Origin of the sequence: Cupriavidus necator (assembly GCF_040578825.1) — a bacterium.
Lineage (GTDB): Bacteria > Pseudomonadota > Gammaproteobacteria > Burkholderiales > Burkholderiaceae > Cupriavidus > Cupriavidus necator_E.
The window spans coordinates 1-13,528 of record NZ_JBEFLI010000115.1; the positions used below are offsets into that span (position 1 = coordinate 1).

A 13,528-nucleotide genomic window follows, 5' to 3' on the forward strand; every position below is an offset into this window, starting at 1 on the left:
GGAGGCAAGGGGGGCAAAGGGGGGATGAAGGTCATGCCTGCCAGTTTGAGGGTCGGCAACGGATGGCGGCTTGCGTCCGGTCAAGGCGGGCGCTGGAATGCGGTCCATGGCACCGCCAGCGCCCTTCCGGAGGTTCAGCCGACAAAAGCTTTTTCCAGCACAAAGTGGCCGGGTTCGCTCATATTACCCTCGATGAAGCCGCGCGCCTCCAGCATGACGCGGATTTCCTTGAGCATATCGGGGCTGCCGCACAGCATGACGCGGTCGTTCTCGGTCGAGAATGCGGGGACATCGAGGCGCTCGAACAGTTCGCCCGTTTCGATCAGCTCGGTGATGCGGCCGCGGGTGTGGAAGTCTTCGCGCGTGACCGTGGGGAAGTAGACCAGCTTGTCGCGCACCAGCTCGCCCAGGTATTCGTGCTGCGGCAGGTGCTGCGAGATCAGTTCGTGGTAGGCCAGCTCTTCGACATAGCGGCAGGTATGGGTCAGCACGATCTTGTCATAGCGCTCATACACCTCCGGATCGCGGATCAGCGCCAGGAACGGTGCCAGCCCGGTGCCGGTGGCCAGCAGCCACAGGGTCTTGCCGGGCTTCAGGTTGTCGATCAGCAGCGTGCCGGTGGGCTTCTTGCCGACAAAGATCTGGTCGCCCTCGCGCAGGTGCTGCAGGCGCGAGGTCAGCGGGCCATCCGGCACCTTGATGCTGAAGAACTCGAGGTTCTCCTCGTAGTTGGCGCTGGCGATGCTGTAGGCCCTGAGCAACGGGCGGCCGTTGACTTCCAGGCCAACCATGGCGAACTGGCCGTTCTCGAAGCGAAAGCCCGGGTCGCGCGTGCAGGTGAAACTGAACAGCGTATCGGTCCAGTGGTGAACGGAAAGAACGGTTTGCTGGTTGAGATTGCTCATGGACAAAACAAGTAGGCCACCGGCTGGCCGGCGGGTCAGGGCATTAACGGGTAGCGGACGGTAGCGGCAAGGCAGCCGCGCCGGTCAGCGACGGCCCGCCAGGCGGCGGATCTCCGAAATGAACCAATTCACTTCGTCGGCCGTATTGTAAAACGCCGGCGGCGTCGGTGCTGAACCGGGACAAGGCGAGGTGCAGTGGCGTCGGGAGCGCACTGCCGGGCGGGGTGGCGTATTCGCGGCATCCTGGGCACGTCGACATGACATATTCGCCACGCGCGAGCATCCTGCGTGACCCCTTCCTTGTCGCCAGACGACCGCGCCACTAACCCCTCGGCCCGATGTCAGGCACAGGGCATTAACGCGGCGACCACGCTACAATCGCCAGGATTGGCATTTTCATTACATTTGCCGTTACCTTGTGCCACGCAGGCGAAAGGCCAGCATGCGCCCCTCACCGACCGGGCTGACGTCCGAGGACTCGAAGCAGCAGGCATTCCGGGATGAAGTGATTTCCCTGTACGAGCACGAGCCCGACCTGCTGGCGCTACCGGGCCTGCTGTTCAGCAGCGTGGCCACGCTGACCGACGCGGACGTGGTCAGCTATGCCGAATGCCATCAGCGCAGCAAGGCGTTGCGCATACTGGTTTCGCCGGAAGATGACCTGGCCACCGACGGCCGCCTGATGCAGGCCATTGCCAGGCTCAGGAACACGCACGGTCCCGGCGGCCATCCCTTGCTGCAGTACGACCCCGCCTTCTATGGCGAACGCGCCTTGCGCGAATCCGACTTCTTCAGCGATGCCGAATTCATGGCGCTGCCGATCGCGCGCGAGGTGCTGCTGCCGTCGAATGCGCACCGGTTGCTGGCGATCGTGTTCCAGCACGAGGGCTATGCGGTCACGGTGGCTGGCCACCGGGTGACCGGCAGCCAGCCGTTCAGCGACGGCGACCGCGACCGGCTGCAGGCGCTGCGCCCGCATATCGTGCGCTGCTACCGGCAGGCCCAGCAGCGCACCGTGGCGAGGCTGGGGCCGGCAGAGCGCTTGCAGCTGGCATTTCCGACGCTGACGCCGCGTCAGCTCGAGGTGTGCGGATGGCTGGCGCAGGGCAAGTCGAACGAGGACATCGCGGCGATCCTTGGCGTCAGCGTCGACACGGTCAAGGTGCATGCGCGCGTTATCTACGACAAGCTCGGCGCGGAAGGGCGGCACGCCGTGGCCGTGATCGCCCACACCGTGCCGCCGTTCGCGCAATTGCCCCCCCTGTGGACACTGCGAACGGCCGCCCCCGGTGAGGGGAGCGCCGCCCGAAGCTGATCCCGCAACGCCAGCCGCGCAGCCGGCTACGTCCTCAATGATGGCTGCGACGCGGGTGCCCCGACCTTGAACGGAATGCCCAGCGTCTTCAGCTTGCCCTTGCTTTCCACCGGATACACCGTGGCCGAAATATCCGGCAACGGATCCAGCACGCTGGCGCCCACGGTGTTGCTGTAGTCGATCACCTGGAACGTTGTCAGCGTCGGCACGGCCTGCCACCATACGCCGGTGGTCGTCACGTCCGGCTTGTCGATGTCGAACTTCTTCGCGATCGTGGTCTGCTCGGTGATCGACAGTTCCTCGGTAAACGACTCCGAGTACGACAGCGTCAGGTTCACCTTGGCGCTCAGCAAGCCGATGTCGAAGCCCGCTTCCAGCCCCAGGCTGACGCCCAGGGTTTGCGTTTCGCTGTCGGTGATGCTGATGCCGGTGGTTACATCTACCTCATAGCCGGTGTCCAGGCCGGGCTGGCCGGTGATCTCCACCAGCTGGTTCCATGCCTGGTTGACGGTGAGGATGGTGTAGGTGCTGCTGTCGGTGCCGGGCACTACCATGCTGAAGGGCGCGGAGGCGGTGACGGAGCCGGGCATCTGTTCGCCGACGTATGTGGGCGAGGGCGGCTGGTCCGGGGCCTGGAAGGGCGTCGACGGCGCCGTGTCGAGTGTGACAGTGCTGGCCCCGCCCATAAACACCGGCGTCGTGGGTCCCCAGTTGCTGATCGCCCCCGATGGCTGAATCGCGAACGCTTGCGTGGCCGTCTGATCGGCGCCGTTGGTCAGCAACACTGACTGCACCATGCCCGAGAACGGGTACGACTCACCGTCCCAGAACGCGCCCACATAGCTCGTGCCGCCGGCGTTCGGCTGCATCAGCAGACTGCCCGACACTGGCACCGACTGCACTTGCACGCCGTTGATCAGCCCCACCAGGCTCTGGCCCTGCGTCCAGATCATTTCCAACAGGCTCCACTGGTCAGTGGGGATTTCCCCGGCCTGGAAGGTGAAGCGGTTGCCGGCACTGTCCCAGACCTCGGGGTAGAGCAGAGGCACGTTGCCGCCATCGGTGCCCACGCCCAGGACCAGCGATTGACCTAGCGAGTACACCTTCTGGTCGGCGGGCAGGCCAGCGCTGCTCACGTAGACCCAGGCCAGCACGTGGATAGTGCTGGCGCCCATGATGAGGCCCGGCGCACCGGCGTTGAACTGCACCGCGCCGGGAGACGAGAAATCGAATGCACTGACGGTTGGAGCGCTCATGGTTTAACCCCTCGGATTCTCAATATGTCATGAAGCAACGGGAGCGGAATTCACCCCTGCAACAATCTGCCGCCTTAGTGATTGGAATATCGGATGGAGGATGGTGGCGGCGAACCCGTGTCTGATCCTGCCATCCGTGCGCCCGTGTCCGGCTGCGTGCGTGCCGGTAACGGGTACCGCTGGGGCAATATAGGATCGCAATATGTCCGCCGCCATTACTCTTCGTGATTAGGCAACGGGATCTCGTGGCGGCGTACAGTCAGCGTCATGCAAGCGCAGTGCCAAGCCGCGTTCAGGCGATGCCGGGGAGCGCGATATCCAGGGGCATGCTGCCGGGCCGAAGCGATGGCAGGCGGCCGCCACGCTCACGGCCGCGGCGGAAATTCTCCGGCCAGTGCGATGCAGAACATCAGCGCGGTGTACGGCTGCATGTTCTGGTGCGGCTGGCTCTCGCCGGCGGGCGCCACCGCCAGCGGCGACAGGGTGGTCATCACCGGCGCCGGCGAGGCGTTGGTCGGCAGGTACGACTGGTTGTTCGGCAGCATAAAGCGCGCAGGCAGCCTGGCGCTGGCCTCGGTCGAAACCGCGCGCGCGGTATCGCCGTACACCGTGTGGTGATGCGCTGGCATCCCGGCTGCTGTCAGCGTGACCGTGGCCGTGCCAACGGGGTCGTTGAGCACGCCGTTGACGGGGCCCGTCACCGCGCGGCCGCGCAGGTCGGGCAGCGCGAACGTGGTCGTGCCATTGCCGCCGTACTGCGTGCCAAGCAGGCTGAACAACGCCTGGTTCTGCGCGATCGGCAGCAGCTGGCCGTCGCATGCGGCCCAGTCCCTGGGCGGATAGTTGCAGGCAAAGACGCGGATTTCTCCAAGGTACTGGTCTGACATATGGCCTCCGTGTGCAGGGTTCCTGTGCCCGGCGCTCAGCCTTGCATCGGGTAGATGCCTTCGGTCGCGATGATGTAGTTCACCGAGGCGGTGGGCATCAGGTTGCTGTGCGGTTGCGTGCCGCCGCTCATGTCGATCGTGCCGGGGGCGAAGGCATTCTTGCCGGGCGGGTTGGCGGTGCCGGCGTCGTAGAACGTGTTTGGCGATGGCGTGGTGCCGAGCAGCACGCCCGGTCCCGGCGTGGTCGTCGAGGCCGTGGTGTTGGTGGCCTGGATCGTATGGGTGTGCGCCGGTATCTGGCTGGGTACCAGCGTGACGTTGGGACTGCCGAAGGCCTGGCCGATGGTTCGCGCGCTCAGCCCAGGCCCGGTCCCCTGGCCCAGCGGAAGGTTGCCGCGCAGGTCAGGCAGCCTGAAGGTGGTGGTGCCGTCTCCGCCATACAAGGTGCCCAGCAGCGTGAACAGCATTTCGTACTGGGAAATGCTGAGCGTCTGGCCAGCGCAGAACTCCCAGCCCGCCGGCGCGTAGTTGCCGGCGAACATGCGGATCTCTCCAACGAACGGTTGCGCCATGATCGCTCCTCAGTCCCGGCTAGGGTAAATGCCAACCAGCGAGATGATGTAGTTCAGCACCAGCGACGGCTGCATGTTGTCATGCGGCTGGCCCCCGCCCGTGTTGCCGCAAGCCTCGTCAAGCAGCGGCGTCAGCGAGTCGGGCGTGCCGTACAGCAGTTCGCCGGGGCCGGAGATCGAGGGATTGCTGGCGTTATACAGGTTGCTTGTCGCCAGCACGCGGTCTTGCGAGACGCCCACATTCAGCGCCGTGGCCGGGCTGGACGAGACGTTGAACAAGTGCGAGTGCATGGGCAACTGCGTCGCCGTCAGCGTGACCGATTCCACGCCGGCGGACTGGCCCTGCACGATGTCGTTCGGATCGCGATGCAGCGGCGTGCGGCCGCGCAAGTCGGGCAGCGCGAACGTGGTGGTGCCGTTGCCGCCGTACTGCGTGCCAAGCAGACTGAACAACGCCTGGTTCTGCGCGATCGGCAGCAGCCTGCCGTCGCACAGCGCCCATTCCTTGGGCGCATAGGCAAAGGCGCAAAGGCGGATTTCCCCCAGATACTGGTCCACGGTCTACCTCCCCCGATAAAGGATGCCCCTGAACGCACGGCCGGCTGCAGCCAAAGCCGTGCGGAAAAAACCGAATTAATAATTTTTGATATCTGAAGTCAAATTTGATCACTTCCGCGGTGATGTATTTGGCGTATTTTTGCCGTGCTGCATGCGCCTGACTTTCATTCGCCTTTGCCCCTGCGCCGGCCACCCTTTAGCGTGGAAAGATGCCACCGCGCGTCGCGGACATGGATGAGTGTTGGCGATGCCAGCGGAAAGTCAACAAAAATAACAACGTCGTCACGAACGACGCGCCTGGCATCTGCTTCGTGCACTGGCGCATTGTCGGACGGCGCTATTGACCTCGCTTTGATAAGGCGGGGCATCGGGAGATAACGGGTGTCCACACCAGCCAGTGGTTGCGTCAGCGCGCGTCATGCCGGGCTGTCGGCGAGAGCCGGCGCGCGAGTCCTTCAACCCCTGGCGCAGTGGCGCAGCGTATTCTGGCTGGCATGGATGGCGCTGCTGCTGGCCATGCTCGCGGCGGTTCCCCGGCCGGCGCTCGCCGCGTCGTGCACGCTGACCATTCCCGCCACCACCAACCAGCAGACGGTCTATGCCTTCACGCCGGCCGACTACACGGCCTGCGACCCGAACCAGTTCGGCATTGGCTACGACCCCTTCGGTAACGGCAACTTCGGCGCACCCACGCAAACCACCCCGACGGCGCAGGGCGGCACGCTGTACATCTACAACGGCAACCTGCCGAACGGCCAGAACGAGAACGGTTTTGTCTACACGCCGCCCGCCAACTTCCTGGGCACGGACAGCGCCACCTTCTACACCAGCGACAATGGCGCGGCGTGGGCGCCCAACGGCACCGTGCAGTTCAACGTCACGGGCGGTCCGCCTGCCGTGACGGCGATCTCGCCGACCTCGGGACCGACCGCGGGCGGCACCGCCGTCGTTATCACCGGCAGCAACTTCATCGGCACCACCATCGTCCGGTTCGGCGTTTCGCCCGCTTCGTTTGTGGTGAACAGCGCGACTTCGCTGACCGCCACCGCCCCACCCGGCAGCGCGGGCACCGTAGATGTGACCGTGACCACCCCAGCCGGAATCAGCGCGACCAGTGCCGCCGACCGGTTCACCTATATTGCCGGGCCGCCGGTGGCCAACGGCGTCAGCGCCACCGTCGCATACGGCAGCACCGGCAACCCGATCACGCTGAACCTCACCGGCGGGGCGCCCACCAGCGTCAGCGTGGCATCGGCGCCCAGCCATGGCACGGCGATCGCCAGCGGTACCTCGATCACCTATACGCCCACTGCGTCCTACGCAGGCCCGGACAGCTTTACCTATACGGCCACCAATGGCTCGGGCACGTCGGCGCCCGCCACCGTGACGATCACGGTATCGCCGCCGACGATCAACTATGCGCCGTCGCCGCCGCCGCCAGGCGCGGTGGGCGCCGCGTACAGCCAGTCGCTGGCGGTGGCCAGCGGCGGGGCCGCACCGTACAGCTATGCGCTGGTGTCGGGCGCGCTGCCGCCCGGCATGGCGCTGTCAAGCGCGGGCGTGCTTTCCGGTACGCCAACCTCTGCCGGCACCTTCAATTTCGTGGTGCGTGCCACCGACAGCAGCACGGGCACGGGGCCCTTCACGGCTAACAGCGGCACGCTGGCGCTGGTGATCGGCGCGCCGCTGATGAGCCTGTCTCCGGCCGGGGGCGCGCTGGGCGCCACGGCGGGAACGCCGTTCAGCCAGACCTTCACGGCAAGCGGCGGCACCAGCCCCTATGCCTATTCGCTGACGGTCAACAGCGGCGTCATGCCGACGGGCCTGACCTTCAATACCGGTACGGGCGTATTGTCCGGGACGCCTGTCACCGCGGGCACCGTATCGTTCACGATCAATGCGACCGACAGCAGCGCGGGAACCGGCCCCTTCACCGTGGCCGGCGCGTATACGCTGACCACGGCGGCGCCGACAGTCACGCTGGCGCCGGCGTCGCTCGCCAATCCGGCGCTGGGCTTGGCGTACAGCCAAGGCATCAGCGCCAGCGGCGGGATCGCGCCCTACACCTACAGCGTGAGCGCCGGGGCATTGCCGCCCGGCCTGACGCTGAACGGCAGCACCGGCGCGATCACCGGCACCACCGCGGCGGGGGGCACTTACAACTTCACCATCCAGGCGAGCGACAGCGGCGGCTTCAGCGGCAGCCGGGCGTACACCGTCACGATCGGCGCGCCGACCATTGCCGTCAATCCGGCCACGCTGCCGGCGGCTACGGTCGCCACGGCGTACAGCCAGGCCATCACCGCCGCCAACGGCACCGCACCGTACGCGTTCGCGGTCACGTCGGGCGCGCTGCCGGCCGGCATGACGCTGTCGGCCGGCGGCGTGCTCGCCGGCACGCCCACCGCCGGGGGCACCTACAACTTTGTCGTGTCCGCTACGGACAGCAGCACCGGCACCGGGCCGTATTCCGGCAGCCGCGCCTATACGCTGAGCGTGGGCGCGGCGACGGTCAGCCTGTCGCCGGCATCGCTGCCGGCACCGACCGTGGGCACTTTGTACAGCCAGACGTTCACGGCCAGCGGCGGCATTGCGCCGTACACGTTCGCGGTGTCTGCCGGCACGCTGCCGGCGGGGCTGTCGCTGAACGCCGCCACCGGCATACTAAGCGGCACGCCCACGGCGGCCGGCAGCCATACCTTCACCGTGCGCGTCAGCGACAGCAGTACCGGCGCCGGCGCCCCCTACAGCGCCAGCCGATCCTATACGCTGGCGACGGGGCAGGGCGTGGGCTCCGCGCCGCCGGTCGCGCTGAGCACGCTGTCCAATACGCCAGTGACGATCCACGCCGCCGCCAACGCCAGCGGCGGACCGTTTTCCGGTGTGACCATCGTGACGCCGCCAGCCAGCGGCAGCGCGACGGTGAACGGACTCGACATCGTCTACACCCCGACACCGACCACCTCCGGGCCGGTCACGTTCTCGTATGCGCTCATCAACGGCGCGGGGCCCTCGGCGCCGGTCCAGGTGACCGTCACGGTCAATGCCGTGCCGGTGCCGGTGGCCCAGAAGCAGGTGTCCACGCTGGCGGGCCGGCCCGTCGACGTGGATGTGACGGAGGGCGCCACCGGCGGACCGTTTACCGGCGCCGCCATCGTCTCGGTGGTCCCGGCCGACGCCGGCACGGCCACCGTGGTCGCGACTGCGCCCAAGACACCCGCCGCGGCAGACAAGCAGCCCGCCGCTACCGCCTATACGGTGAACTTCGCGCCGGCCGCGGCTTTCGCGGGTACGGCGGTGGTGACCTATACGCTGAGCAATGCCGTGGCCACCTCGTCTCCGGCGCAGATCCAGGTGGCCGTGACGGCGCGCCGCGACCCGTCCACCGATCCTGACGTCGTCGGGCTGATCAACGCCCAGATCCAGGCGGCGCGGCGTTTCGCGACCGCGCAGATCGCCAACTACAACCAGCGCCTGGAAGCGCTGCACGGCAAGGGCAGGGCGCCATCAGGCAACCAGATCACGGTGGTGATGCCGCGCGCCGAGACCGATCCGCAACGGTGCCAGGCGGTCGAAGGCTTCGCCGCGCGCGACGCCTGCCTGCGGGGCACGGCACCGCCACGCAAGTCGGCGGCGGCAGGCAAGCGCGGGCGCGATGGTGGTAGTGGGGTCGATCCCCGCGATCCACGCGACGCGGCTGTAGTGAGCGAGGCCGGCGAGGGGGACGGCAATGCGCCCGACCTGCCGAACGCCGCGGATACAACCGGGCATGACCATGCAGACGACGCGCGGCTGGCGTTCTGGACCGCAGGCACCGTCGACTTCGGCTTCGCCAATACGGGGGCGCAGCGCTCCGGCTTCCGCTTTACCACCGGTGGCGTGACCGCGGGAGTCGACTATCGCTTCTCGGACCAGCTCACGCTCGGACTTGGCTTCGGCTACGGCCGCGACTCCACCGACGTGGGCTCCGCCGGCACGCGCAGCACCGCCGACAGCTTCAGCGTGGCGCTCTACGGCAGCTACCGGCCGCGGCCGTCGCTGTTTATCGACGGCGTCGCCGGGTACGGCACGCTCGATTTCGATTCGCGCCGCTGGGTGGGAGACGAGAACGCGTTTGCCTACGGCAAGCGGGACGGCCACCAGATTTTTGCGTCGTTGTCAGCGGGGTACGAGTATCGCAGCCAGGCGTGGCTGATATCGCCGTACGGACGGCTGTCGGTCTCGGAGAGCACGCTCGACAAGTTCACCGAGACCGGCGCCGGCTTCAGCGCGCTGACTTACTTCGGGCAAACCGTTACCACGGTATCGGGCACGCTGGGGTTGCGCACCGAGTACGCCAGGTCGACACGGTGGGGCCTGTTCCTGCCGTTTGCCCGGGTGGAATACCAGCACGATTTCGGTGGCCAGAACGCGGCGGGCCTGGCGTATGCCGACCTCGCGGGCGCAGGACCTGCCTATACGGTGAACAATGCGCCGTACGGCCGCGACCGCGTGCAGGTGGGGCTGGGCGGCAAGCTGCGCACCGGCTCGCTGACGTTCGGGCTGGACTACAACGTGATGTTCGGCATTGGCGGGCTGCAGCAGGGCGTCCGGCTGACGTTTGCGGCGCCGTTCTGACGCCGGTCAGATCCCGCTTACTGGCGGGATCTGTCCTCGGCGACCGCGACCACCGGCAAGTCAACGTTGGCGGGCCCATGCAGCACCTTGCCGTCGCAACCGAAGCGCGACCCATGGCACGGGCAGTCGAAGGACTTTTCCAGGCTGTTCCACTGCACCAGGCACTTCAGGTGGGGACACGTGGCATCGAACGTGTTCAGCGTGCCAGCGGCATCGTGGAACGCGGCAATATGCCGGCCACCCGCCTTGACCACGGCCCCTGTGCCAATGGGGATGGCGTCGAGCGCCATGCCTGCACCGCCGCCCAGCCAGTCGGCATACTGGAGCGCAACATTGGCGTTTTCCCGCGCGTATTCCAGGAACGCCGACAACGATTTCCGGGACGGATCGTAAATGTCGGCCCACGCATTGCTGCGCTCGGTGACCAGGTCGCGGATCAGCATGCCGGCGATGGCGCCATGCGTCATGCCGTTGCCGGAATCGCCGGTCACCACGTAGACGTTTGTCTCTCCGGGGTTGCGTCCGATAAAGGCCACGCCATCCACCGGCTCCATGACTTGCCCCGACCACGCGAACAGAGGCTCGTCGATGGTCGGGAAGCGCTCGCGTGTCCACGCCACCAGCCGTTCAAACCGCTGGCTGGCATCGTCGGCCTGGCCGACCTTGTGGTCTTCACCGCCACTGATCAAAAGCTGGTGGCCAGCGTCGACATCGCCGGCAATGCGCACGTAGTGGTATGGATCCGGCGTGTCCCAGAACTGATAGTTCGGCACGCTGCCCCGCGGCACTCTCATCCCGACTACGAAGGTGCGGTACGCGGCCTGCTTGGTATGGATCGCGAACCGGTCATTGAAGGGTGTATTTGTTGCAACGATTGCCGTACCGGCTTGTATGCGGTGGCCCCCGGCCGTGCGCACGCTGACCGGTGTCCCGTCCTCCACCTCCAGCGCACGCGTGTGCCCGTACACCTGGCCGCCACGGCGCAGGATCGCGTCGATCAGGCCGCCCAGGTACCGGAGCGGATGGAGCTGTCCTTGCCGGCGAAAGCGCAGGGCCGGCCCCAGATCCATCTTGCCGGTCGGCACGGAGTCCACCCGATCGACATCGCGCAATCCCGCCCGATGTGCGGCCTCGAGTTCTTTCGCCAGCAAATCCGCATCGCGCGGGGTGGGGGCGAACAGGTAGCCATCGACCCGCTCAAAGCCGCAGTCGATCGCCTCGTCGCGGCAGATGGCCTCGATCCTGTCGACCGCTGCGGCGTGGCTCATCGCGGCCATCCGCGCCGCCTCGGCGCCAAGGTGGCGCTCGACTTCGGCATAGCGGTCGTCGAACGCCGTCATCAGATGCGCGGTCGTCCTGCCGGTTTCGCCGCCGCCGGGCGTATCCGCATCAATCACGATAACGGTCTTGCCTTCAGCGGCGAGCTCATACGCGACCGACAAGCCCGCGATGCCCGCGCCGATCACGCAGACATCGCAATTTGCGTCACGATCCAGCGGCGGCCGGGTCAATTCCGTGCCCGCCGCCCAATATGACATGCTCTCACCACCATGATTGGCCATGGCCGTTCTCCCAAAGGCGCCTTCGTCAACAAGGGTTCAGCGAAAACCGTGCCCGTCGCGCGATCGGGTCGTGCCTGTCATGTCTCGTGGATGTCCGTGAAACTCGTGCGGAAGGCGTTGACCGGTCTTCGCGCCAGGTCTTGCCGCTGCGCAGGCTCGGCTGCCATGGCGTTATCCAGGGCAGCAGCTAGTTCTGACACGGCCACCGCCGCGGGCGCTGCGGCGGTGCCCCAGGTCGCGGCGAAGGCAGCCTGCTTGCTGTGCGCAAGCGCCTGGCCCGGCCGCAGCACGCCAACCCAAGGCAGCGCGAATGCGCTCGCGACGATGGCGCCATGCAGGCTGCTGCCAGCGAACGCGCGGCTGTGTGCGAGCAGGGCGCAGATATCCCACAGGTTGAGCGCGTCAAACAGGACGACGGGGGTGCCGCGCAGCTGTTGCGCAACGCGCCGGTAGGAATCCATGTCATCGTGCCAGGGCGCCGCGCCGGCGCGGAACAACACCACGCCGACGTTGCGGTCGCGGGCAACACGTTGTAGCTGAGAGGCAAACTGCGCCAGTGTTGCGTCATCGCCGAAGTCGGCGCTGAACTGCACCGCGAAATAACCATGCGGGAAGCGCGACAGCAGTCCTGCAACCTCGCCCTGGTGGGCGTGTTGCCGGATGCGATCGCCGAACAGTTCGGCCACCATCACGGCGGGGTCCGGTTGCAAGCGACAGCCCAGTCCATCGGCCGCCAGCACGGCCTGGGTCTGCAGGTCCCTGACGCCAACGCTGGTGGCCGCGCCGAGCTTGGCCAGCACCTCGTCGCGCATGGCCGGTTCAACCTCTCCAAGGGTGATCCCGCCGACGGCGTGGTAGGCCACCCGTTTTACATTGGCAAACATGCCGGCCGGCAGCAGATACGGTGCTGCGTCCCGCAGACCCAGCGCCTCGCATGCCCAGGCTGAGCGCTGCAGCGGCCGAGCATCGAGTTTTGCCACGATGGCAGGCGCCCACTCCGGGGGCTGCAGCATCACGGCCGCTTCCCAGGCACTGCAGGTCAGGATCTCGCCTCCGACATGAATGATGTCGACAGTGGTGCTGCCCAGGCTGGCAGCCAGCCGCGCGAGCGCGTGAACGCGATGGCCCCCCACGTCTGTCAGGTCCCGTTCAGCCAGCCCCGCGTAATGTACGCAGGGGTGGGCGGAGCCGCCGATCATGCGCGCAATGACATGAGGCAGCAGCAAGTCACCAAAGTTGTGGCGATCGAAGGCGCCGAACAGGATGGTGGTGCGCGAAGCGTTGTCGGTGGCGCTCATGCTTCCTCCGGCGGCCAGACTGGCGTTGGCAGCGTATTGGACTCGAGGCAGGCTCAGCCATAGTAGCCCGCCGCGGGAAGGGGGGCACATGGCGTCTGCATGAGCGTCAAGTGACAAAAGAGCTTCCTGCAAGCCTTTTTGGAAAAACGCTTGCATGCCACGCGGCGAGGGATTAATATTCGCCCCCCCGCCGCACTGAGGAACAACGCAATGCAGGCGGGGCAAGAAGTGTGCAGGGATTAACTTGGGCTAGCGTGCTCGCCCGGTAAAAAGAATTTCTCGAAACAGTTGAACGTTTTCTGAAAATACTTTATAGTCTCGCTTCTTCGCTGCTGACAAAAACGCAGCGACGCGATAAGCAAAGCGAATCGCGGCAAGTTCTTTAACAAACAAACACCGATAAGTGTGGGCGCTTGATAATGGATGCGAAAGACCCCGGTCTTTTAGCTTGCAAGTTATAAAGTGCTCGCACAGCAAAACGTGACTGGATCTTCGGATCTGGTCAGTCAGTTTTCTGAGAGTGAGCGACCGCTCGAAAGAGCGAGGGAGCCGCGAGGC

At 66.2% G+C, this 13,528-nt stretch carries 10 protein-coding genes; 2 read left to right on the forward strand and 8 right to left on the reverse strand.

Annotated features, from left to right (window positions below):
* Positions 1-134: 134 nt before the first annotated feature.
* The gene (locus AB1I47_RS31985) at positions 135-905 is read right to left on the reverse strand and encodes a ferredoxin--NADP reductase (protein ID WP_354687673.1); all 771 of its coding nucleotides are present in this window, start codon (positions 903-905) and stop codon (positions 135-137) included.
* Positions 906-1,347: 442 nt separating this feature from the next.
* On the opposite strand from AB1I47_RS31985, the gene AB1I47_RS31990 reads away from it, so the two are divergent.
* Positions 1,348-2,220, forward strand: a complete 873-nt coding sequence (locus AB1I47_RS31990; RefSeq protein WP_354687674.1) for a helix-turn-helix transcriptional regulator — start codon at positions 1,348-1,350, stop codon at positions 2,218-2,220.
* Between the two features lie 26 nt (positions 2,221-2,246).
* Here AB1I47_RS31990 and AB1I47_RS31995 read toward each other — a convergent pair whose 3' ends face one another.
* The 4 genes from AB1I47_RS31995 to AB1I47_RS32010 form a co-directional block, all read right to left on the reverse strand.
* The gene (locus AB1I47_RS31995; protein WP_354687675.1) at positions 2,247-3,476 is read right to left on the reverse strand and encodes a hypothetical protein; all 1,230 of its coding nucleotides are present in this window, start codon (positions 3,474-3,476) and stop codon (positions 2,247-2,249) included.
* A gap of 365 nt (positions 3,477-3,841) precedes the next feature.
* A complete protein-coding gene (locus AB1I47_RS32000; protein ID WP_354687676.1) occupies positions 3,842-4,363 on the reverse strand; it encodes a phage tail protein in 522 nt (173 codons plus the stop codon).
* 35 nt (positions 4,364-4,398) lie between these two features.
* The gene (locus AB1I47_RS32005; protein ID WP_354687677.1) at positions 4,399-4,935 is read right to left on the reverse strand and encodes a phage tail protein; all 537 of its coding nucleotides are present in this window, start codon (positions 4,933-4,935) and stop codon (positions 4,399-4,401) included.
* A 9-nt stretch (positions 4,936-4,944) separates the two neighbouring features.
* Positions 4,945-5,493 (reverse strand): phage tail protein, encoded by a 549-nt coding sequence (locus tag AB1I47_RS32010; RefSeq protein ID WP_354687678.1) that lies wholly within the window; start codon positions 5,491-5,493, stop codon positions 4,945-4,947.
* 498 nt (positions 5,494-5,991) lie between these two features.
* On the opposite strand from AB1I47_RS32010, the gene AB1I47_RS32015 reads away from it, so the two are divergent.
* Positions 5,992-10,110: a putative Ig domain-containing protein gene (locus tag AB1I47_RS32015; RefSeq protein WP_354687682.1), complete on the forward strand. Its 4,119-nt coding sequence runs from the start codon at positions 5,992-5,994 to the stop codon at positions 10,108-10,110.
* 17 nt (positions 10,111-10,127) lie between these two features.
* On the opposite strand, the gene AB1I47_RS32020 is transcribed toward AB1I47_RS32015, so the two are convergent.
* From AB1I47_RS32020 to AB1I47_RS32030, 3 genes are all read right to left on the reverse strand, one after another.
* Complete coding sequence (locus AB1I47_RS32020; RefSeq protein ID WP_354687679.1) at positions 10,128-11,576, reverse strand: FAD-dependent oxidoreductase; 1,449 nt, start codon at positions 11,574-11,576, stop codon at positions 10,128-10,130.
* Between the two features lie 173 nt (positions 11,577-11,749).
* On the reverse strand, positions 11,750-12,970 hold the full coding sequence (locus AB1I47_RS32025; protein ID WP_354687680.1) for a polysaccharide pyruvyl transferase family protein: 1,221 nt from the start codon (positions 12,968-12,970) through the stop codon (positions 11,750-11,752).
* A 249-nt stretch (positions 12,971-13,219) separates the two neighbouring features.
* The coding region (locus AB1I47_RS32030) for a hypothetical protein (RefSeq protein WP_354687681.1) at positions 13,220-13,528 on the reverse strand (309 nt) is incomplete at its 5' end.